This is a genomic window from Pseudomonas canadensis (assembly GCF_000503215.1).
In the GTDB taxonomy this organism is placed as follows: domain Bacteria; phylum Pseudomonadota; class Gammaproteobacteria; order Pseudomonadales; family Pseudomonadaceae; genus Aquipseudomonas; species Aquipseudomonas canadensis.
The window spans coordinates 106,336-127,114 of record NZ_AYTD01000016.1 but is presented as its reverse complement, the minus strand read 5'-3'; the positions used below and the strand labels follow the sequence as shown (position 1 = coordinate 127,114).

Sequence of the window (20,779 nt, the reverse complement as noted above, 5' to 3'; positions counted from 1 at the left end):
GATGGGTATTGATCTTCCGCTGATCTGGGCCGTGATCATTATCTTCGGCATCATGATGTACGTGGTCATGGACGGCTTCGACCTGGGTATCGGCATCCTGTTTCCGTTTATCCCCGGCAAGACCGACCGTGACGTGATGATGAACACCGTGGCCCCGGTGTGGGACGGCAACGAAACCTGGCTGGTATTGGGCGGCGCGGCGTTGTTTGGCGCATTCCCGCTGGCCTATTCGGTGGTGTTGTCGGCGCTGTACCTGCCGCTGATCCTGATGCTGATCGGGCTGATCTTCCGTGGCGTGGCGTTCGAGTTCCGCTTCAAGGCCAAGGACCATAAGCGTCACCTGTGGGACAAGGCGTTTATCGGCGGTTCGCTGGCGGCGACGTTCTTCCAAGGCGTGGCACTGGGGGCGTTTATCGACGGCATTCCCGTGGTGAATCGCCAGTTTGCCGGTGGTTCACTGGACTGGGCCACGCCGTTCACGATGTTCTGTGGCGTGGCGCTGATCGTGGCCTATGCCTTGCTCGGCTGCACTTGGCTGATCATGAAGACCGAAGGCCCGTTGCAGGAAAAGATGCACGACCTGGCACGGCCACTGGCCTTTGTGGTGTTGGCGGTGATCGGCATCGTGAGCATCTGGACGCCATTGACGCACCCGGAAATCGCCTCGCGCTGGTTCACCCTGCCGAATCTGTTCTGGTTCCTGCCGGTTCCGATCCTGGTGCTTGTGACCATGTACGGGCTGATCCGCGCGGTGGCGCGTAATGCGCACTACACGCCATTCCTGCTGACGCTGGTGCTGATTTTCCTGGGCTACAGTGGCTTGGGCATCAGCCTGTGGCCGAATATCATTCCGCCCTCCGTGTCGATCTGGGACGCCGCCGCACCGCCGCAGAGCCAGGGCTTCATGTTGGTCGGCACCTTGTTCATCATCCCGTTCATCCTGGGCTACACCTTCTGGAGCTACTACGTGTTCCGCGGCAAGGTCACCCACGAAGACGGTTATCACTAGGAGGGGCGTTTCATGTCCGGCAAACCTTCGTTGCACGAGATCGAACAGGCCGAGAAACAGCCGTTGTGGCGGCGCCTGGGGTGGCTGGTGATGATCTGGACCGGCAGCGTGCTGGCCCTGTTTGTCGTGGCCAGCCTGATGCGCATGTTCATGAATGCGGCCGGCTTGACCACCCACTGACATCCCGATCCGGGCCTGACGGCTCGGCTTTCCAACCCTGCTTTTCGCGAGAGAAGCAGGGTTTTTTTATTTACGGGGTTTATTTACGGGCTTTGAGGATCACGAACTTTGGCGTGGTGGCGACTTGCTCGACACCCCGGAATAAGCGCGCCAGTTTGGTGTGATAACCCAGATGGCGGTTGCCGACTATAAAAAGGGCACCGCCCACCACCAGCGCTTCACGCGCCTGCTGGAACATGCGCCAGGCGAGGAAGTCACCGACCACCTGTTGTTGATGGAAGGGTGGGTTGCACAGAACGACGTCCAGTGAACCGGGTTCCTGGCCGGCAAGGCCATCGGCGGCGCGTATGACTACGTCGCGCGCCCCGAGAGCGGCTTGCCAGTTTTCGGCCGCCGATTGCACGGCCATATAGGACTCATCCACCAAAGTGTAATGCGCTTCGGGGTTTTGCAGTGCGCTGGCAATCGCCAGGACACCATTGCCGCAGCCCAGGTCCGCGACACGGGCGTTGCCCAGGTTTTTCGGTAGGTGGGGCAGGAACGCGCGGGTGCCGATGTCCAGGCTTTCGCGGCAGAACACGTTGGCGTGGTTCAGCACTTCGATCGCCGGCGTGTCCAGGGTGTAGCGGGTGGGGTAGGGCGAGCTGGCTGCCGGGCGCTCTTGCGCCGTGGCAATCAGCAGTCGCGCCTTTTTCACCGCAAGCGACGCCTGCATCGTCCCGATGTAACGCTCCAGTAATTCGCCAGCGGCCCTAGGTAAGTGCTTGATCATCGCCCCGGCGATAACTTGAGCTCCGGGCGCGAGTTGTCCCTGCAGGCGGATCAGTTGCTCTTCCAGCAGCGCCAGGGTTTTCGGTACGCGGATCAGCACACAGTCGAAAGGCCCAGCCGGAACCTGGCTGGCGGGGATGAATGCCACTGCATCAAACGCCTTGCCGTTACGTACCAGGTTCTTCTCCAGGCCCTGAGCAGCCAGGAACGAATCACCGCTGGACGTGACCTGAACCTGCCCCTGAAGGCTGGCCGCCAGCGCGCCGAAGCTGTCATTGAGCACCAGCACGCGAGTCGCAGCAGTCGGTTGCTGCTCGGCCAGATGGTTGAGCAGGTATTCGTCGGCGGCATCGAAGGCTTGCAGAGGATCGTTATGTTGCTCTGGCTGACGGATCAGGTCGAGTTGGGCGAAGGGGCTTTCGAGCAGGGGCATGGCGGGGGAGGCTCTGGGTCGTCGATGGGAGTTCTGCAATCGCTGCAGAACCCTCTGAGTGAACTACGGTGCGGGCCGGGGGGCAGCATCAACACTCAGAATTGACTGTAAATGTTACTTTTTTTCCAGAGGGATTACATGCGGTGTTTCCAGGCGATTAAAAACAGCCCATTTGGGATGCCCTGAGGACTGCGGCGATCTTGTTATTGACCCCCAGTTTCTTGAGTGCACCGGCGATGTGAAACCCTATCGTACGCTCTGACAGGCACAGGATTGTGGCGATTTCTGCGGCGGTCTTGCCTAAACCTGACCATCTGAGGATTTCTGTTTCTCACGGGGTCAGCTTGCATGGCTCTTTGAAACTGGGTTCGTCGGCAAATTTCTGTGCCACCACCGCATGCAGGGCATGACACAGCCACAGCACCTGGCCGGCTTTTTCATACAACTCCTCCGGGCTGACTTCACCTTTACTACGGCCCAAGGTCAGCATGCTGAAGACACCCTGGAAATCATGTACTGCTTGAGTCCAGCCTAGGTGTACGCCATGGGATTGGGCCAGTTGCCATAAACTGGGCGCGGCACCAAATGCCTTTTCTTCCCAGAGGATGGGCAATACGCAACGTTTGCAGTGGGCTACAACCGGGTCTACATCGAAAAAGTGTGCTTGTTTGTAGATATCATTCCATTCATTCGGATAGTTATTTATGTGAATTGGTTTCGTTTGGTTATTGGGTAGTTGAGAACTCATCGTAAAGGAACAAAATTGGAAGCCAAGTTCTAACGTGTGATTGAGGGCCATTTCAAAAACACTGGTTATCTGGTTCTCGCCTTCCAGTTTTGGGAGCCTTGTATTGCGCCAGCTAATCATCGGTCACTCTCCATGAGATGCTACTGGCTGCGGGTACGTCCTTACCCCCGCAGCTGCACGAGACTGATTGTAGGATATGGCCTACATATTTAAGTGAAAAAAGTTAAAAATTTTTTGTTTTGAAGAAGTCCCGCGTTGTGCAAAGAGTAAAAGTTTGTATAGGTTGCGCGCGTGTTTAATCTTTTTAATACAAATTAGAGAGTTGTCAGTGCTGTCAAATTGATGGCTATTAAAAACACTGCATCATCTGATAGGTCACTTAGTGTTTGCTAATAGCCAAATGGTTAGTCTCGGTCCATATACCGACGCCTTGACAAGCGCGAATGCCAGTACAAATCAGCGGTGTTTGCGCTCGTCACTTTGAGGGACACTAGGGCACCTGTAGAACGGAGCCCCCCATGACCGCCAGCGCTGAGAAATTTACCCGCCAGACCTTGCTCGACGTGCAATCGCTGACCCCCAGCCTGTTTACCCTGCGCACTACCCGCGATGCGGGCTTTCGTTTCACGGCGGGGCAGTTTGTGCGTTTGGGGGTTACCAAGGCGGACGGCAGCACCGTATGGCGCGCCTATTCGCTGGTGTCCTCACCGTTTGACGAGCATCTGGATTTCTTCTCGATCGTCGTCCCCGGGGGTGAGTTCACCAGCGAACTGAGCCGCCTGAGGGTAGGCGATACCTTGATGGTTGAGCGCCAGGCCACGGGCTTCCTGACCTTGAACCGTTTCGTGGATGGCCGCGACTTGTGGATGCTGGGGACGGGCACCGGGGTGGCGCCGTTCTTGTCGATCCTGCAGGACTTCGAGGTCTGGGAGAAATTCGAGCGCATCATCCTGGTGTACAGCGCACGGGAAGCCAAGGAACTCGCGTATCAGACGCTGATCAAGGAACTGGGTGAGCTTGAATACCTCGCCGAATACGCACACAAACTCACCTACGTTCCCACCGTCACTCGTGAGCAGCATCCTGGCGCGTTGAATGGGCGCATCACCACACTGATCGAAAATGGCGAGCTTGAGCGTGCAGCCGGCGTCGAGTTGACCCCGGAGCATTCGCGCGTGCTGATCTGCGGCAACCCGCAGATGGTCGATGACACACGCCAATTGCTCAAGCAGCGTGACATGAACCTGAGCTTGAGCCGTCGCCCCGGCCAAGTCGCGGTGGAAAACTACTGGTAATAAAAAAGGCGCCTCTAGCAGGCGCCTTTTTTCTCAAGCCGGTCTTTACAGGCGCGGCTTGTCATTCTGTGCCTTGAGCAGATCGCGGATCTCACCCAGCAACACTTCTTCCTTGGTCGGCGTCGGCGGCAGGCTTGGCGCCACGGCCTCTTCACGCTTCAGGCGGTTGATCGCTTTCACACCCATGAAAATCGCGAACGCGACAATCACAAAGTCGATGACGCTCTGAATGAACTTGCCGTAGGCCAGCACCACCGCAGGCACATCGCCCTGTGCTGCCTTGAGCGTTATCGCCAGGTCACCGAAGTCCACGCCACCGATCAACAGACCGATTGGCGGCATCACCACGTCGCCTACAAACGAGGAAACAATTTTGCCGAAGGCTGCGCCGATGATAATACCGACGGCCATGTCGACCACATTACCTTTGACCGCGAAGGCCTTGAACTCACTGATCACGCCCATAGGTTATTCCTTGTTACAGATGAGAAGGGTGGGACTCAGTGTAAGACAGTCGTAGCGGGCTTGCCCGACACAACCGTTAACACTGTTAGTTTTTATCGACACATTAAAACGCAAATAGTTTGCAAAGTGCCACCAGTCGCGCGCGAAATACGCCTGATATCAGTGACTTAACAGATTATTTTGTTAATCGGGTTGTTGTGAGTTTTCTATTTATCTTCTGACTCTCGGGTCACTAGCCTCTGGCAAGCACAACTGAATGTGCACTAAAAAAAACAGAGGAAACCTCGATGAAGAATCCAATGAGCCGCGCGCCTGTTTCAGCGCGATACGCGCTGGTACTGGCGACCGCCAGCCTGCTTTCCCTGTCCGTACACGCCGCCAACCTGACCCGCGACAACGGTGCTGCGGTGGGTGACAACCAGAACTCGCAGACCGCCGGCGCCAATGGCCCGGTGTTGCTGCAAGACGTGCAGTTGATCCAGAAGCTGCAGCGCTTCGACCGCGAGCGCATCCCTGAGCGCGTGGTCCACGCCCGTGGTACCGGCGCCCACGGTACTTTCACCGTCACCGACACCCTCAGCGACCTGACCAAGGCCAAGGTGTTCGCGGCCGGCGAAGCCACCCCGGTGTTCGTGCGCTTCTCCGCCGTGGTCCACGGTAACCACTCCCCGGAAACCCTGCGCGACCCGCGTGGTTTCGCCACCAAGTTCTACACCGCCGATGGCAACTGGGACCTGGTGGGCAACAACTTCCCGACGTTCTTTATCCGCGATGCCATCAAGTTCCCGGACATGGTCCACGCTTTCAAACCGGACCCGCGTACCAACCTGGATGACGATTCCCGTCGCTTCGACTTCTTCTCCCATGTGCCAGAGTCCACGCGCACGCTGACCGAGCTGTACTCCGACTCCGGCACCCCGGCCAGCTATCGGGAAATGGACGGCAACGGCGTGCATGCCTACAAGCTGATCAACGCCAAGGGTGAGGTGCACTACGTCAAGTTCCACTGGAAGAGCCTGCAAGGCATCAAGAACCTTGATCCCAAGCAAGTCACCGAAGTGCAGGGCCGTAATTACAGCCACATGACCAACGATCTGGTCACGCATATCAACAAGGGCGACTTCCCCAAGTGGGACCTGTACGTGCAGGTGCTCAAGCCTGAGGACTTGGCCAAGTTCGACTTCGATCCACTGGACGCCACCAAGATCTGGCCGAATGTGCCTGAGCGCAAAGTCGGGCAGATGGTGCTGAACCGCAACCCCGCCAACGTGTTCCAGGAAACCGAGCAAGTGGCCATGGCCCCGGCCAACCTGGTGCCGGGCATCGAGCCGTCTGAGGACCGCCTGCTGCAAGGCCGCGTATTCTCCTACGCCGACACCCAGATGTATCGCCTGGGCGCCAACGCCCTGCAACTGCCGATCAACGCCCCACGGGTGACCGTCAACAACGGTAACCAGGACGGCGCGATGAACTTCGGCAAGACCACCACTGGCGTGAACTACCAGCCAAGCCGTCTGCTGCCACGGGACGAGCCGCAAACCGCGCGCTACAGCCAGTCGACCCTGTCGGGCAGCACCCAGCAGGCGAAGATCCAGCGCGAGCAGAACTTCAAGCAGGCCGGTGATCTGTACCGCTCCTTCACGAAGAAGGAGCGTCAGGACTTGATCGAGAACTTTGGTGGCTCGCTGGCGACCACCGATGACGAGAGCAAGCACATCATCCTGTCGTTCCTGTACAAGGCCGACCCGGAATATGGCACCGGCGTGGCCAAGGTTGCCAAGGGTGACCTGGCGCGCGTGAAGGCGCTGGCGGACAAACTCACCGACTGACCATGCAACCCCCCTGTAGGCGCCGGCTTGCCGGCGATGACGTCCTCGAATACGCCATCGCCGGCAAGCCGGCTCCTACAAAGGGGGGTAATACGGAGGATTGGCTATGCGAATTTTCATAGGCGCTGTGTTGGCATGCCTGGCGTTCGGCGCGTGGGCCGAACCGGCCGACCCTGCGAAGCTCAAGGCACAACTACAGGACTACTATTTCGACGCCGCCCGACGAGGCGACCTCGACATGCTCAACACCTTTATCGACTCTGGCTACAGCCTCAACACCCAGGATGACAAGGGCTACACCGCGCTGATCCTCGCCGCTTACCACGGCCAGGGCCCGTTCGTGGAGCGCTTGCTCAATGCTGGAGCCGACGCCTGCGTGCAGGACAAGCGCGGCAACACGGCGCTGATGGGCGCGATCTTCAAGGGCGAGTTGAAAATCGCCAAACGCCTGCTAGCGACCGACTGCAACCCCGACCAACGCAACGGCGCCGGGCAGACGGCGGCCATGTATGCCGGGCTGTTCAAGCGGCTCGAGTTGCTGGATGAATTGAAGGCCAAGGGCGCCGACCTCAACGCCGAAGACCCGATCGGCAACAGCGCTTCACGATTGGCCAGCGGTGAAATCCGGACCCCGGCGCCGCGCTGAGCTATCATCGCGGTTTTTCGGTTGGAGGTTCTCAAATGGCAAAGGCCAAGCGCATGTACGGCTGCACGGAGTGCGGCGCGACCTTTCCCAAGTGGGCCGGCCAGTGCACCGAGTGCGGTGCATGGAACACCCTGACTGAAACCATGATCGAAAGCGGCGGCGCTGCGGCCCCCACCGGCCGCGCCGGCTGGACCGGGCAACAGGCGCAGATCAAGACGCTGGCCGAAGTCAGCGTCGAAGAGATCCCGCGTTTCTCCACGGCCTCCGGTGAATTGGACCGGGTGCTGGGCGGCGGCCTGGTGGACGGCTCGGTGGTACTGATCGGCGGCGATCCGGGCATCGGCAAATCGACGATCCTGCTGCAAACCCTGTGCAGCATCGCCAGCCGCATGCCAGCGCTGTATGTCACCGGCGAGGAATCCCAACAACAGGTGGCTATGCGCGCCCGTCGCCTGGGGCTGCCCCAGGATCAACTGCGGGTGATGACCGAGACCTGCATCGAAAGCATCATTGCCACGGCGCGTATTGAAAAGCCCAAGGTCATGGTGATCGACTCGATCCAGACGATTTTCACTGAGCAATTGCAGTCGGCACCGGGCGGCGTATCCCAGGTGCGTGAAAGTGCGGCGCTGCTGGTGCGCTATGCCAAGCAGAGCGGCACCGCTATCTTCCTGGTCGGTCATGTGACCAAAGAGGGCGCACTGGCCGGGCCGCGGGTGTTGGAGCATATGGTCGACACCGTGCTGTACTTCGAAGGTGAATCCGATGGCCGTCTGCGTTTGCTGCGGGCGGTGAAGAACCGGTTCGGCGCGGTCAACGAATTGGGCGTGTTCGCCATGACTGACCGGGGGCTTAAAGAAGTCTCCAACCCTTCGGCGATTTTTCTCACGCGTGCCCAGGAAGAAGTCCCAGGCAGTGTGGTGATGGCAACGTGGGAAGGCACCCGCCCGATGCTGGTGGAAGTGCAGGCGCTGGTGGATGACAGCCATCTCGCCAACCCTCGCCGCGTAACCTTGGGCCTGGATCAGAATCGACTGGCGATGTTGCTTGCGGTATTGCACCGTCACGGCGGTATTCCGACCCACGACCAGGACGTGTTCCTCAACGTGGTCGGCGGGGTCAAGGTGCTGGAAACCGCGTCCGACCTGGCGCTAATGGCGGCAGTCATGTCCAGCCTGCGTAACCGGCCGTTGCCCCATGATTTGCTGGTGTTTGGTGAAGTGGGCCTGTCGGGCGAGGTGCGTCCGGTGCCAAGTGGCCAGGAACGCTTGAAGGAAGCCGCCAAGCACGGCTTCAAACGGGCAATCGTACCTAAAGGCAATGCGCCCAAGGAGTCGCCGCCTGGGATAAAGATCATTGGCGTGACGCGACTGGAACAGGCGTTGGATGCACTTTTCGAGTAAACGCATACCCTTGTAGGAGCCGGCAAGCCGGCTCCTACAAGGGTTGGGCGAACATTCAGGTCTCCAGCAAGGCCGCCAATTCTCGGTGCAGTTCCTCCTCGTCACCCAGGTTCAACTCGATCAATCGTCGCAAATGGCTGATCGAGTCCAGGTCGATGTGCTGGCACACAAAACCCAATTGCCCGTGATCCTCATGGGTCAGTCGCACTTGCATCTTTATATGCGCCTTGGGGTCTAGGCGGATATCGACGTCGAACGGCAGCGCCTTGTTGCCCTTCCAGTCGTCGGGCCGTCGTATCAACAAGCCTTTTAACGACAAATCCACCAATCGCACCGTCCAGTCGCGGCCGTTTTGCCGCAGTTCTGTCTTGGCGTCAAAGGCGATGCGGCGAAAACGGCGGCGGTCAGACGGTTGCTCGGTCATGGTGAAACCCTCTGGAGATACGGGAATTGTAGCCCTGCGCCATCATCGGCCCGGTATTTCTGCTTTTTTTGTGCGCAGGAGGCTCTAGACCAACGTAGGGGGGTGGCCTTTGAGGCCAACAGCGCTAAACTCGGGATGGCTGTCCTTTCTGTCCACCCTGGCTGGAATATAAAAATGAAAAATAATAATAGCCTGCTACGCCACCTACCCTGGCTGGTGCTGGCAATCGTAGGAGCGTGCGCCCTAGGCGTAGTGGCCTTGCGCCGCGGCGAGGCGATCAATGCCTTGTGGATTGTGGTCGCTGCTGTGGCCATCTACCTGGTTGCGTACCGTTACTACAGTCTGTTCATCGCTAACAACGTGATGCAACTCGATCCACGGCGGGCCACCCCCGCAGTGCTCAACAATGACGGTCTGGACTATGTGCCGACCAACAAACACATCCTTTTCGGTCACCACTTTGCGGCGATTGCCGGTGCAGGTCCGCTGGTCGGCCCGGTGCTGGCGGCGCAAATGGGCTACCTGCCCGGCACGCTCTGGCTGATTGCCGGCGTGGTGCTGGCCGGTGCGGTGCAGGACTTCATGGTCTTGTTCCTGTCCACTCGTCGCAACGGCCGTTCCCTGGGGGACATGGTTCGCGAAGAGATGGGCCGCATTCCGGGGACCATCGCGCTGTTCGGCTGCTTCCTGATCATGATCATCATCCTCGCGGTGTTGGCGCTGATCGTGGTCAAGGCCCTGGCCGAGAGCCCATGGGGGATCTTCACGGTGATGGCGACCATCCCGATCGCGATGTTCATGGGCATTTACATGCGCTACATCCGCCCGGGTCGCATTGGTGAAATCTCGATCATCGGCGTGCTGTTGCTGCTCGGTTCGATCTGGCTGGGCGGGCAGATTGCTGCTGACCCGGTCTGGGCCAAGGCCTTCACCTTCACCGGCATTCAAATTACCTGGATGCTGATCGGCTACGGTTTCGTCGCCGCAGTGCTGCCGGTATGGCTGATCCTGGCGCCGCGTGATTACCTCTCCACCTTCCTCAAAATCGGCACCATCATCGCCCTGGCGATTGGCATCCTGGTCACCATGCCAGAGCTGAAAATGCCGGCCCTGACCCAGTTCATCGACGGCACCGGCCCGGTGTGGAAGGGCGGCCTGTTCCCGTTCCTGTTCATCACCATTGCCTGTGGTGCGGTCTCGGGTTTCCATGCGCTGATCTCCTCGGGCACTACGCCGAAACTGTTGGATAACGAAACCAACGCGCGCTACATCGGTTACGGCGGCATGTTGATGGAGTCGTTCGTGGCCATCATGGCCATGGTTGCCGCTTCGGTGATCGAGCCTGGCGTGTACTTCGCCATGAACAGCCCGGCTGCAGTGGTGGGCAGTGATGTGGTGACGGTGGCGCAAACTGTCAGCAGCTGGGGCTTTGCCATTACTCCGGAAGCACTGACGGCGGTCGCCCACGACATCGGTGAAACCACCATCCTGGCGCGTGCCGGCGGTGCACCGACCCTGGCGGTTGGTATCGCGCAGATCCTGCACAGTGTGCTGCCGGGTGAAAACACCATGGCGTTCTGGTACCACTTTGCGATCCTGTTCGAAGCGCTGTTCATCCTCACAGCCGTGGACGCGGGCACCCGTGCCGGTCGCTTCATGCTGCAAGACCTGCTGGGTTCCTTCGTGCCGGCGCTGAAACGCACCGAGTCGTGGACCGCCAACCTGATCGCGACCGCGGGTTGCGTGGCGATGTGGGGTTACCTGCTGTACCAGGGCGTGATCGACCCACTGGGCGGCATCAACACCTTGTGGCCGCTGTTCGGTATCTCCAACCAAATGCTGGCAGGTATCGCGCTGATGCTGGCCACCGTTGTGCTGATCAAAATGAAACGCCAACGCTACATCTGGGTGACCATGCTGCCGGCTGTCTGGCTGCTGATCTGCACCACCACTGCAGGCTTCATCAAGCTGTTCGACGCCAACCCGGCGATCGGCTTCCTGTCGCTGGCGAAGAAATACAGCGATGCATTGGCCAACGGCCAGATTCTTGCCCCGGCGAAGAGCATCGACCAGATGCAGCACGTGATCTGGAACGCCTACACCAACGCAACGCTGACGGCGCTGTTCCTGTTCGTGGTCTTCAGCATCCTATTCTATGCGCTCAAGGTCGGCGTCGCCGCCTGGGGCAACAAAGAACGCACGGATAAAGAAGCCCCGTTCCAGGCTGTTCCGGACGCGTGATCGAGGATTGCAACCATGTTCAATGACATCAATCGCCTCGGTAAATACCTCGGTCAGGCCGCGCGCCTGATGGTCGGCATGCCCGACTACGATACGTACGTCGAGCATATGCAAACCAAACACCCGGACAAGCCGGTGATGGACTACAAGGCGTTCTTCCGGGAACGCCAGGAAGCCCGTTACGGCGGCAAGGGTGGGCCCAAGTGCTGTTGACCCGGTAGTTCGGGTGGCGGCGATCCCTTGTGGGAGCGGGCTTGCTCGCGAAGGCGGTTTGTCAGTTGATGTATGTGCTGACTGATACACCGTATTCGCGAGCAAGCCCGCTCCCACATTTGTTTGTGTTCCTTCAGTTATAAGGAGAACTGCTTTTGTCCTCTCCCATTCCGGTCACCGTCCTCAGCGGCTTCCTCGGCGCCGGCAAGACCACCTTGCTACGCCATCTGCTCAAAGCCGAGCACGGCCTTAAAATCGCTGTGATCGAAAACGAATTCAGTGACGCCGGTATCGACACCCAATTGCTGGGCGCCGAGCCGGTGCAAGTCATGACCCTGTCCAACGGCTGCGTGTGTTGCACCATCCACACCGACCTGACCAAAGCCCTGTATCTGCTACTCGAACGCCTGGACAGCGGCGAGATCGCCTTCGACCGCCTGGTGATCGAGTGCACCGGCCTGGCCGACCCGGCCCCTGTGGCCCAGACTTTTTTCATCGACGAGGACCTGCGCGAGCGCTACATCCTCGACGGCATCATCACCCTGGTGGACGCCGCCCACGCCGAGCACCACCTGACCCAGACCATCGCCCAGGCCCAGATCGGCTTTGCCGACCGCCTGCTGGTGAGCAAGCGCGACCTGGTGGATGACGCCACCTTCGATGCACTCAGTGAACGCCTTACCCGCATCAACCGCCGTGCGCCGATCCGTGTGGTGGACCATGGCAACATCGACCTGGCTGAACTGCTCGATGTGCGCGGCTTCAACCTCAACGCTGGCATGAGCCTGCGCCCGGTGCGCGCTGCGCCGTCCATCGACCGTATCTCCAGCCTGGTGCTGCGCACCGACCAGCCGCTGGATATCGATCGCCTCAGCGAGTTCATGAATGAACTGCTGGAAGACCACGGCAAGCAGCTGTTGCGTTACAAGGGCGTGCTGAATATTGCCGGTGAAGACCGGCGCATGGTGTTCCAGGGTGTGCTCAAGCTCTACGGCTTTGATTGGGACACGGAGTGGGAAGAGGGCGAGGCGCGCGAGAGTGTGATTGTGTTTATTGCCGATGAGTTACCGGAAGACAAAATCCGCGAAGGATTTGCACGGGTTTACCAATCCTGAATTGAAATACGATCAAAAAATGTGGGAGCTGGCTTGCTCGCGAAAGCGGTCTTTCAGTGGATACATGTGCTGACTGAACCACTGCTTTCGCGAGCAAGCCAGCTCCCACATTGATTGCATTTCAACTCAAATTTTGCCCATAAAAAAGCCCGGCTCTTGAGCCGGGCTTTTTCATTCAAGCAACTGCAATCAAGCGCCGTACACCGGCAGCTTCTTGCAGATGGCCTTGACCTTCTCACGCACCGCGTCGATCACGGCTTCGTTGTTCAGGTCAGCCAGGATGTCGCAGATCCAGCCAGCCAGTTCCTTGCACTCTGCTTCCTTGAAGCCACGCGTGGTCACAGCCGGAGTACCGAAGCGCAGGCCGGAGGTGACGAACGGCGAACGTGGGTCGTTCGGCACGGAGTTCTTGTTTACGGTGATGAAGGCTTTGCCCAAGGCAGCATCAGCATCTTTACCGGAAATGTCCTGCTTGATCAGGGACAGCAGGAACAGGTGGTTCTCGGTACCGCCGGAGACTACGTCGAAGCCGCGCTCGATGAACACGCTGGCCATGGCCTGGGCGTTCTTGACCACTTGTTGCTGGTAGGTCTTGAACTCAGGCTGCAGGGCTTCCTTGAAGCAGATCGCTTTGGCGGCGATCACGTGCTCCAGCGGGCCGCCTTGGGCGCCTGGGAATACAGCGGAGTTCAGCTTCTTCTCGATGTCGGCGTTGGCGCGAGCCAGGATCAGGCCGCCACGTGGACCGCGCAGGGTCTTGTGGGTAGTGGTGGTCACGACGTCAGCGTAAGGAACCGGGTTCGGGTAGACGCCAGCGGCGACTAGACCGGCCACGTGGGCCATGTCGACGAACAGGTACGCACCAACCTTGTCGGCGATAGCGCGGAAACGTGGGAAGTCCAGGATCTGCGAGTAGGCAGAGAAACCGGCCACGATCATTTTTGGCTTGTGTTCAACTGCCAGGCGCTCGACTTCGTCGTAGTCGATCAGGCCGTTGGCATCGATACCGTACTGAACGGCGTTGTACAGCTTGCCGGAGGACGAAACGCTGGCGCCGTGGGTCAGGTGACCGCCGTGGGCCAGGCTCATGCCCAGGATGGTGTCGCCGCCTTGCAGCAGGGCCAGGTAAACGGCGCTGTTGGCTTGGGAACCGGCGTGCGGCTGGACGTTGGCGTAGTCGGCGCCGAACAGTTCTTTTGCACGGTCGATGGCCAGTTGCTCAACCACGTCGACGTACTCGCAACCACCGTAGTAGCGCTTGCCTGGGTAACCTTCGGCGTACTTGTTGGTCAGAACCGAACCTTGAGCCTCCATCACCGCAGGGCTGGTGTAGTTTTCCGAAGCGATCAGCTCAATGTGCTCTTCCTGGCGCACGGCTTCTTGCTCCATGGCGGCGAAGAGATCGGCGTCGTACTTGGCAATAGTCAAATCACGGCTGAACATGGCGGTCCTCAAGGATCGGGGGCAGAAAAGGAAGGCATTCTAACCCAATGGGTTTTAGATGGCATATGAAAGGACATCATGTCGCGGATAAGCGGGGCTCATCTGGGGATAGGCGGCGATGAGGCCAGTGGCCTCACCACAGGGTTTCAGTCGAACATGAACAGCGCATCATTGCTGAACTGCGCCTCGAACCGGTTCGCCGGCATCGGCCGCCCGAACAGGTAACCCTGCACCTCGTCACACCCATGCTCACGCAGGAAGTCCAGCTGCTCATGGGTTTCCACACCCTCGGCGATCACCGCCAGGTTCAGACTGTGGGCCATGGCGATAATGGCGCGGGCGATCTGCGCATCCTGTTCGCCGGAGGGCAGGCCATCCACGAAGGTGCGGTCGATCTTCAACACGTCGATGGGGAATTGCTTGAGGTAGTTGAGCGACGAATAGCCCGTGCCAAAGTCATCGACTGCAATGCTCAGGCCCAGGTTTTTCAGGCTGTCGAGGATCTGCATGGCCTCGTTGACTTCCCGCATCAGGATACTTTCGGTCAGCTCCAGCTCCAGGCATGCCGGCGGCAGCCCGGTGTCCTTGAGGATGGTGGCGATACGGGTGCCCAACTGGCCGTCGGAGAATTGCCGCGCCGAGATGTTCACCGAGACTTTCGGCACACGCACCTTGTTCTGGTGCCAGGTCTTGAGCTGTCGGCAGGCTTCGCTGATCACCCAGTCGCCCACGTCCACCACCAGGCCCAACTCTTCCAGTACCGGGATGAAGTCCCCCGGCGGCACCAGGCCACGACGCGGGTGACGCCAGCGCAGCAGGGCTTCGGCACCGGTCAGGCGTTTGCCGTCGCCGCTGAACTGCGGCTGGTAATAGAGCACGAATTCGTTCTGGTCCAGGGCGTGGCGCAGGTCGCTTTCCAGCTCCAGGCGTTCCAGGGCGCTGGCGTTCATGTCGGCCTGGTAGAACTGGAAGTTGTTCTTGCCGCGTTCCTTGGCGTGATACATCGCGGTGTCGGCGTTTTTCATCAACTGACTCAGCTCGTTGCCGTCCTGAGGGCTCAGGGCGATGCCGATACTGGCGGTGACAAAAAACTCGCGGCCTTCCAGCACGAACGGCTTCACTAGGCTGGCAAGGATCTGCTCGGCCACATGAATCGCACGGTTCAACGCCATTTCGCGGCTGATCCGCGGTTGCAGCAGCAGCGTGAACTCGTCGCCGCCCATGCGCGCCACGGTGTCGTCTTCGGCCACGCAGCCCAGCAGGCGCGTGGCCATTTCCTTGAGCATGCGGTCGCCGGCGGCGTGGCCCAGGGAGTCGTTGATCGGTTTGAAGCGGTCGAGGTCGAGGAACATCAGCACCACCCACGACTTCTGCCGTTCTGCCGACTGCAACGCGGTATGCAGGCGGTCCTGGAACAGCGTGCGGTTGGGCAGGTGGGTCAGGGCGTCGTAGTAGGCCAGGCGGTGGATGCGCTGCTCGCTGGCCTTGCGCTCGCTGATGTCACTGAAGAAACACACGTAGCTGGCCAGGTCGCCTTCATCGTCGAACACGGCGGTAATGCCGACCCACGCCGGGTAATGCTCGCCGTTGCGCCGCTTGAGCCACACTTCGCCTTCCCAAGTGCTGTGCTGGTGCAACTGCTTGAGTACGTAGCGCAGGTGGGCTTCCTGCTGTTCGTCGACGGTGAGCATATTCGGCAACTGGTCGAGCACATCGCTGACCGCATAGCCGCTGACCCGGCTGAACGCCTCGTTGGCCTGCACGATATAACCGGCGGGGTCGGTGATCAGAATCGCCGAGGTGGAGTGCTCGAATACCGTGGCCGCCATGCGCAGGTCTTTTTCGGCGCGGCGTTGCTGGCTGATGTCGCGGCCCACGCCGAGGACGCCCTCGAAGGCGCCGTGTTCGTCCCATACCAACACCAGGCGCAGCTCGATCGGCACTTTGCGACCATCTGCGCGCAGGCAGTCGAACAGGAACAGTTGGGTCTGCACCTCGTCGCGCAGCGTGTTCAGTGCCTCGATGTTGCCAAGCGCGCGGCTGACTTGTTCCATCAGACTGTAAATGCCGGTCAGCTGCTGCGGGTTGGCGATGATCGACTGCCAGCCATTTTTGAACACCCAGTCCACGTCATAACCGAGTACGGCATTGACCGAGGGGCTGACGTAGTTGAGGGCCAACTGGCTGTCTGTGGAGCAGATCACGTCGCTGATGCTTTCGGCCAGCATGCGGTAGCGCTGTTCGCTGTCACGCAGGGATTCGCTGGCCTCGATCTGGTCGGTGATGTCCTTGGCCACCCCAATGATGCGGGTGATCTGCGCCGTCTTGTCGCGGGCCAGGGCCTGCTCGCGGATGTCAAAGCGCCGCCATTGGTTGTTGCGGTGGCGGAAGCGCAATTGGCATTGCAATTGGGTGGCGTAGCCGATCTGGCGCTGCTGCTGGCGCAAATCGTGGTAATGCTCGGCGTCTTCGGGGTGCAGTAGGATTTCCCAGAAGTACTCGCCCATTTGCTGCAGTTCGGCCTTGTTGTAGCCGAGGGTGTGGCCCAGATGGTGATTGCTGAAAATCATGCGCTGGCTGATCACGTCCTGCACATACAGGTGGTCAGGCACGGTGCGTACCACGTCCGACCAGAAGCTTTCACGCTCCACCAGCGACAGCTCGATCAGCTTGCGGCTGGTGATATCGCTGATGCTGAGGATCACTGCCTTGAAGTCGTCCTGCTGCTCCGGCAAGCGCATCACCAGCCAAAGGTATTGCTCGTTGCCCGCCACGTCCTTGAGCTGGATTTCCAGTTCCAACTGGCTCTGCTGGGTCAGTACCGCCTCAAGAATCTGGTAGCCGATGGACGTGGCATTGCGCGGGGAGTCATCGATCAGACGCTCCCAGGCTTCTTCACAGGAACCCACGTTCAACAGGCGCACCGCCACCTGGTTGACCTCGGTGATGCGCAGCTCCTTGAGCAGTTGCTGGCGTTCGCCGGGGTTGTCCTGCAGCCAGGCGTGCAGTTGCTCGCGGGTCTCCAGTCGGGTCTTGTCGAAGAACGCATTCAGGCCCGACAAGTCGAGCACGCACAGGGCCACGCCGGTGCCTTCGAAAATGTCCTGGTAGCGCCGGCGGCCTTCATGCACCTGGCGCTGGCGGCGGCGCATGTTCAGCAGCACGATCACCGGGATCAGCGAGAACGCCAGGCCCAGCAGGCATTTGCCGATGAAGGCCGGCAGCAGTTGCTCCAGCACCGCAGTACGGTCGAACAGCCCGCGCAGTTGCCAGTCGCTTTTGCTTAGAGGGGTGACCAGTACGCTTTTATTCAGCTCGTCCGGGGTTAGCGCAGACGCCCACTGCGCCGGCATGCCGCTGTCTCGGCTGACAACCCGGTGGTTGATGCGATTCTCGATGACCCACAGCGGGCGCTGGCCCTGGCCGTCCTGGCGGGTGAGGTTGCTCAGGTAGTTGGGTGCCAGGCGCAGCGCCCAATACATCCGCGAGCCGCCGCTGGGCTGGTGCAGCAGCAGATAGATGAGGGTGCCGTCGTTGCTGTTGCTCAGGTAATAGGACTGGGCGTGGCTACGTTGCACCAGCTCTGCCAACCAGGCGGCGTCCTGGCTGTCGGTGGCGCTGTCACTGATCATCGCGCCGCTGGGGGCGAGCAGGGCGACGCTGCGCAGCTCGGGTAGCGAGCGTTGCAAGGTGCGCATCAGCGCCTGTTGCTGTTCGCTGTCACGCGGCGGCTCGACCATCGGCAGCAGGTTCAGGGCGATTTTCGCGCTGAGGGCCATGTTCAGGCTGATCTGTTCAGCCAGGTCGGCGCTGTAGTCGATGGTGTATTGCTGCTGGTTCTTCTGGTTTTGCTGCAACTGGTCGAGCAGTTGCCAGAACAATAACGCGAGCAACATGAGGACGAGCGTCGCCAATGCGCCTTTGAGGGTGCCGTGCAGGGGCGCTCCCGGCGCTATATGAGCGGCGCGCAGGGGAGTTGGCGGCGTGACTTTGGACAAGCTGTGATCCTGCGGTTTGGCTGGACTGGCGCGCGACGTGCACTATAAGCCGGACGCCCGGAGGGCGGCTAGCATGCCTTGACTTGTGGCAAAGTGCCAGCCCCGCCTGGCGGGCACTATAGGGCGCCGCCGGTGTGGATCAGGCTGTCCGCCAGCCGGGTCAGGATCGCCAGCGTGAACAGGCTGATAACCACAGAGGCCGTGCGGTTGATGGTGTGCGGCGTCAACCACGCGTACCCGCCTCGTTTGATGCGGGCCCCCAGCAGCACCCAGACGCAGCCCACCGGTATCACCACGGCGCTGAACTGTGCGACGAAATGCACGTACAAGGTCAAGTCGATAAATGTCTGCATCGGGACGATAAACGACACGATCAGTAATCCCTTGGGGTTGATCAGCGTGAGCAAAAAGAAGTTCAGCGTGGAGACCCGTGCCTCGGCCTCGGTGTGGAGTGTTTCGTCGGGGTGGCGCCACAGCAGGTAGCAAGTCCTGATCAAATAGCAGACCGAAGCGAACTGCACGAGCTTCAGGCTCCAGGGCGCGTTGTCGCCGATATGGCTGAGCAAGTAGCCCCAGAACGAGATCTGCGTCAGGTAAGCCAGGCACTCCAGCAGGCTCAGCGGCCAGGCGCGCCGGAACCCCGCGAGTAATCCCGAGCGCAGCAGCAGCGTGTTGGTAGGCCCCGGCATTAATAGCAGTAGCCCGAGTGCGGATAGGACGCCAAGCATGAAGGGTGTCTCCTGGAACCCCTGAGGGTTTTGACCGGCTAATCTAACAGATAGGCTTCGATACGCTCGGTCACTTAGGTTAACCTTGAGGATTCGCAACACTATGTACAGCGCCATGACGCTACGTAGGCCTGTTCTTACTTTTATGAGGTCCACATTTTGGCTCAATACGTCTTCACCATGCATCGGCTGGGCAAAGTTGTCCCTCCGAAGCGGGAAATCCTGAAAAACATTTCGCTGTCCTTCTTCCCAGGCGCCAAGATCGGCGTACTCGGCCTCAACGGTTCGGGTAAATCCACCCTGTTGAAAATCATGGCTGGCGTCGACACCGAGTTCGAAGGCGAAGCCCGCCCGATGCCAGAACTGAACATCGGCTACCTGCCGCAAGAGCCGATCCTGGACCCGACCAAGACCGTGCGTGAAGTGGTTGAAGAAGCCGTCAGCGTGATCAAGAACGCCCAGGCGCGCCTGGACGAGGTCTACGCGGCTTACGCTGAAGAAGATGCCGACTTCGACAAACTGGCCGCCGAACAGGCCAAGCTCGAAGCCATCCTGCAAGCCGGCGACGGTCACAACCTGGAGCGCCAATTGGAAGTCGCCGCCGACGCACTGCGCCTGCCAGCGTGGGACGCCAAGGTCGAATTCCTGTCCGGTGGTGAAAAGCGTCGCGTGGCCCTGTGCCGCCTGCTGCTGTCGGCCCCTGACATGCTGCTGCTCGACGAACCGACCAACCACTTGGACGCCGATTCCGTCGCCTGGCTGGAACATTTCCTTCACGACTTCCCAGGCACCGTGGTCGCGATCACGCACGACCGGTACTTCCTGGACAACGTGGCCGGCTGGATCCTCGAGCTCGACCGTGGCGCGGGTATCCCTTACGAGGGTAACTACTCCGGTTGGCTGGAAGCCAAGTCCGACCGTCTGGCCGCCGAATCCAAGCAGCAATCGGCCCATGAAAAAGCCATGAAGGAAGAACTGGAGTGGGTGCGCAAAGGCGCCAAGGCCCGCCAGTCCAAATCCAAGGCCCGTCTGCAACGCTTTGAAGAAATGCAGTCGCAGGAATTCCAGAAACGTTCGGAAACCAACGAGATCTACATCCCGGCCGGTCCGCGCCTGGGCGACAAGGTCATCGAGTTCAAGAACGTTTCCAAAGGTTATGGCGACCGCGTGCTGATCGACAACCTGTCGTTCTCTATGCCAAAAGGCGCGATCGTCGGCGTTATTGGTGGTAACGGTGCGGGTAAATCCACGTTGTTCCGCATGCTGATGGGCAAGGAAACCCCGGATTCGGGCACCATCGAAGTCGGCGAAACCGTGCAGCTGGCCTGTGTGGACCAGAGCCGTGAAGACCTGGATGGCAGCAAGACCGTGTTCCAGCAGATTTCCGACGGTTCCGACCAGATCCGCATCGGCAACTATGAAATCCCGTCGCGTACTTATGTCGGCCGTTTCAACTTCAAGGGTGGCGACCAACAGAAGTTCGTCAAGGACCTGTCCGGTGGTGAGCGCGGTCGCTTGCACCTGGCCCTGACCCTGAAAGAGGGCGGCAACGTCCTGCTGCTCGACGAACCGTCCAACGACCTCGACGTTGAAACCCTGCGTTCCCTGGAAGAAGCCCTGCTGGACTTCCCGGGCGCTGCCATTGTGATCTCTCACGATCGGTGGTTCCTTGACCGCGTCGCGACCCACATCCTGGCATACGAAGACGACTCCCAGGCGGTGTTCTTCGAAGGTAACTACACCGAGTACGAAGCGGACCGTAAAAAACGCTTGGGCGACGCTGCTGCCCAGCCGCACCGTGTGCGTCACAAAAAACTGGCCTGATTCGGGTTGGTGGT

Annotated in this window: 16 protein-coding genes and 1 pseudogene; 10 read left to right on the top strand and 7 right to left on the bottom strand. The window is 59.8% G+C overall.

Going from position 1 to position 20,779, the window contains the following annotated elements; genetic code table 11:
* The first annotated feature begins 1 nt into the window (after window position 1).
* Together cydB and U367_RS1000000131020 are read left to right on the top strand one after the other, a co-directional pair.
* The gene (cydB, locus tag U367_RS0117710; RefSeq protein ID WP_028618015.1) at window positions 2–1,009 is read left to right on the top strand and encodes a cytochrome d ubiquinol oxidase subunit II; all 1,008 of its coding nucleotides are present in this window, start codon (window positions 2–4) and stop codon (window positions 1,007–1,009) included.
* 12 nt (window positions 1,010–1,021) lie between these two features.
* Window positions 1,022–1,189 carry a DUF2474 domain-containing protein gene (locus U367_RS1000000131020; RefSeq protein ID WP_068931979.1) on the top strand — a complete coding sequence of 56 codons (168 nt, stop codon included), beginning with the start codon at window positions 1,022–1,024 and terminating at the stop codon, window positions 1,187–1,189.
* Between the two features lie 79 nt (window positions 1,190–1,268).
* On the opposite strand, the gene U367_RS0117700 is transcribed toward U367_RS1000000131020, so the two are convergent.
* Both U367_RS0117700 and U367_RS01000000130195 read right to left on the bottom strand, forming a co-directional pair.
* A complete protein-coding gene (locus U367_RS0117700) occupies window positions 1,269–2,393 on the bottom strand; it encodes a methyltransferase (RefSeq protein ID WP_028618014.1) in 1,125 nt (374 codons plus the stop codon).
* A gap of 157 nt (window positions 2,394–2,550) precedes the next feature.
* A pseudogene (locus U367_RS01000000130195) lies at window positions 2,551–3,261 on the bottom strand (helix-turn-helix transcriptional regulator).
* Window positions 3,262–3,659: 398 nt separating this feature from the next.
* On the opposite strand from U367_RS01000000130195, the gene U367_RS0117690 reads away from it, so the two are divergent.
* Window positions 3,660–4,436 carry a ferredoxin--NADP reductase gene (locus tag U367_RS0117690; RefSeq protein ID WP_028618013.1) on the top strand — a complete coding sequence of 259 codons (777 nt, stop codon included), beginning with the start codon at window positions 3,660–3,662 and terminating at the stop codon, window positions 4,434–4,436.
* A 45-nt stretch (window positions 4,437–4,481) separates the two neighbouring features.
* On the opposite strand, the gene mscL is transcribed toward U367_RS0117690, so the two are convergent.
* Window positions 4,482–4,901 carry a large-conductance mechanosensitive channel protein MscL gene (mscL, locus tag U367_RS0117685; protein WP_010206685.1) on the bottom strand — a complete coding sequence of 140 codons (420 nt, stop codon included), beginning with the start codon at window positions 4,899–4,901 and terminating at the stop codon, window positions 4,482–4,484.
* A 287-nt stretch (window positions 4,902–5,188) separates the two neighbouring features.
* Between mscL and katB the strand changes: the two genes are divergently transcribed.
* The 3 genes from katB (at window position 5,189) to radA (ending at window position 8,779) form a co-directional block, all read left to right on the top strand.
* Complete coding sequence (gene katB, locus U367_RS0117680) at window positions 5,189–6,730, top strand: catalase KatB (RefSeq protein WP_028618012.1); 1,542 nt, start codon at window positions 5,189–5,191, stop codon at window positions 6,728–6,730.
* A gap of 106 nt (window positions 6,731–6,836) precedes the next feature.
* On the top strand, window positions 6,837–7,376 hold the full coding sequence (locus tag U367_RS0117675; protein ID WP_028618011.1) for an ankyrin repeat domain-containing protein: 540 nt from the start codon (window positions 6,837–6,839) through the stop codon (window positions 7,374–7,376).
* A 35-nt stretch (window positions 7,377–7,411) separates the two neighbouring features.
* Complete coding sequence (gene radA / locus U367_RS0117670; protein WP_016976768.1) at window positions 7,412–8,779, top strand: DNA repair protein RadA; 1,368 nt, start codon at window positions 7,412–7,414, stop codon at window positions 8,777–8,779.
* 55 nt (window positions 8,780–8,834) lie between these two features.
* On the opposite strand, the gene U367_RS0117665 is transcribed toward radA, so the two are convergent.
* Entirely contained in the window at window positions 8,835–9,203 is a 369-nt protein-coding gene (locus tag U367_RS0117665) for a PilZ domain-containing protein (protein WP_028618010.1), read from the bottom strand.
* A 174-nt stretch (window positions 9,204–9,377) separates the two neighbouring features.
* On the opposite strand from U367_RS0117665, the gene U367_RS0117660 reads away from it, so the two are divergent.
* The 3 genes from U367_RS0117660 (at window position 9,378) to yjiA (ending at window position 12,772) form a co-directional block, all read left to right on the top strand.
* Window positions 9,378–11,444, top strand: coding sequence for a carbon starvation CstA family protein (locus U367_RS0117660; RefSeq protein WP_028618009.1), 2,067 nt, complete (start codon window positions 9,378–9,380; stop codon window positions 11,442–11,444).
* A gap of 15 nt (window positions 11,445–11,459) precedes the next feature.
* On the top strand, window positions 11,460–11,657 hold the full coding sequence (locus tag U367_RS0117655) for a YbdD/YjiX family protein (protein ID WP_016976771.1): 198 nt from the start codon (window positions 11,460–11,462) through the stop codon (window positions 11,655–11,657).
* 155 nt (window positions 11,658–11,812) lie between these two features.
* Entirely contained in the window at window positions 11,813–12,772 is a 960-nt protein-coding gene (gene yjiA / locus U367_RS0117650; protein ID WP_028618008.1) for a GTPase, read from the top strand.
* 189 nt (window positions 12,773–12,961) lie between these two features.
* On the opposite strand, the gene glyA is transcribed toward yjiA, so the two are convergent.
* The 3 genes from glyA to U367_RS0117635 all read right to left on the bottom strand — a co-directional run bounded on the left by glyA (window position 12,962) and on the right by U367_RS0117635 (window position 18,941).
* Window positions 12,962–14,215 carry a serine hydroxymethyltransferase gene (gene glyA / locus U367_RS0117645; RefSeq protein ID WP_028618007.1) on the bottom strand — a complete coding sequence of 418 codons (1,254 nt, stop codon included), beginning with the start codon at window positions 14,213–14,215 and terminating at the stop codon, window positions 12,962–12,964.
* Window positions 14,216–14,361: 146 nt separating this feature from the next.
* Window positions 14,362–18,213 (bottom strand): sensor domain-containing protein, encoded by a 3,852-nt coding sequence (locus U367_RS0117640; RefSeq protein WP_028618006.1) that lies wholly within the window; start codon window positions 18,211–18,213, stop codon window positions 14,362–14,364.
* A 116-nt stretch (window positions 18,214–18,329) separates the two neighbouring features.
* Window positions 18,330–18,941, bottom strand: a complete 612-nt coding sequence (locus U367_RS0117635; RefSeq protein ID WP_028618005.1) for a LysE family translocator — start codon at window positions 18,939–18,941, stop codon at window positions 18,330–18,332.
* A gap of 159 nt (window positions 18,942–19,100) precedes the next feature.
* Here U367_RS0117635 and ettA point away from each other — a divergent pair, with 159 nt between their 5' ends.
* Entirely contained in the window at window positions 19,101–20,765 is a 1,665-nt protein-coding gene (gene ettA / locus U367_RS0117630; protein WP_028618004.1) for an energy-dependent translational throttle protein EttA, read from the top strand.
* Window positions 20,766–20,779: the final 14 nt, after the last annotated feature.

Excerpts from the sequence above, each read along its gene's own strand:
- radA (WP_016976768.1), top strand. The coding sequence starts at position 7,412 with ATGGCAAAGGCCAAGCGCATGTACGGCTGCACGGAGTGCGGCGCGACC.
- U367_RS0117660 (WP_028618009.1), top strand. The coding sequence starts at position 9,378 with ATGAAAAATAATAATAGCCTGCTACGCCACCTACCCTGGCTGGTGCTG.
- cydB (WP_028618015.1), top strand. The coding sequence starts at position 2 with ATGGGTATTGATCTTCCGCTGATCTGGGCCGTGATCATTATCTTCGGC.
- U367_RS0117665 (WP_028618010.1), bottom strand. The coding sequence starts at position 9,203 with ATGACCGAGCAACCGTCTGACCGCCGCCGTTTTCGCCGCATCGCCTTT.
- mscL (WP_010206685.1), bottom strand. The coding sequence starts at position 4,901 with ATGGGCGTGATCAGTGAGTTCAAGGCCTTCGCGGTCAAAGGTAATGTG.
- U367_RS0117635 (WP_028618005.1), bottom strand. The coding sequence starts at position 18,941 with ATGCTTGGCGTCCTATCCGCACTCGGGCTACTGCTATTAATGCCGGGG.
- U367_RS0117690 (WP_028618013.1), top strand. The coding sequence starts at position 3,660 with ATGACCGCCAGCGCTGAGAAATTTACCCGCCAGACCTTGCTCGACGTG.
- U367_RS0117675 (WP_028618011.1), top strand. The coding sequence starts at position 6,837 with ATGCGAATTTTCATAGGCGCTGTGTTGGCATGCCTGGCGTTCGGCGCG.
- U367_RS1000000131020 (WP_068931979.1), top strand. The coding sequence starts at position 1,022 with ATGTCCGGCAAACCTTCGTTGCACGAGATCGAACAGGCCGAGAAACAG.
- U367_RS0117700 (WP_028618014.1), bottom strand. The coding sequence starts at position 2,393 with ATGCCCCTGCTCGAAAGCCCCTTCGCCCAACTCGACCTGATCCGTCAG.
- U367_RS0117655 (WP_016976771.1), top strand. The coding sequence starts at position 11,460 with ATGTTCAATGACATCAATCGCCTCGGTAAATACCTCGGTCAGGCCGCG.
- katB (WP_028618012.1), top strand. The coding sequence starts at position 5,189 with ATGAAGAATCCAATGAGCCGCGCGCCTGTTTCAGCGCGATACGCGCTG.
- glyA (WP_028618007.1), bottom strand. The coding sequence starts at position 14,215 with ATGTTCAGCCGTGATTTGACTATTGCCAAGTACGACGCCGATCTCTTC.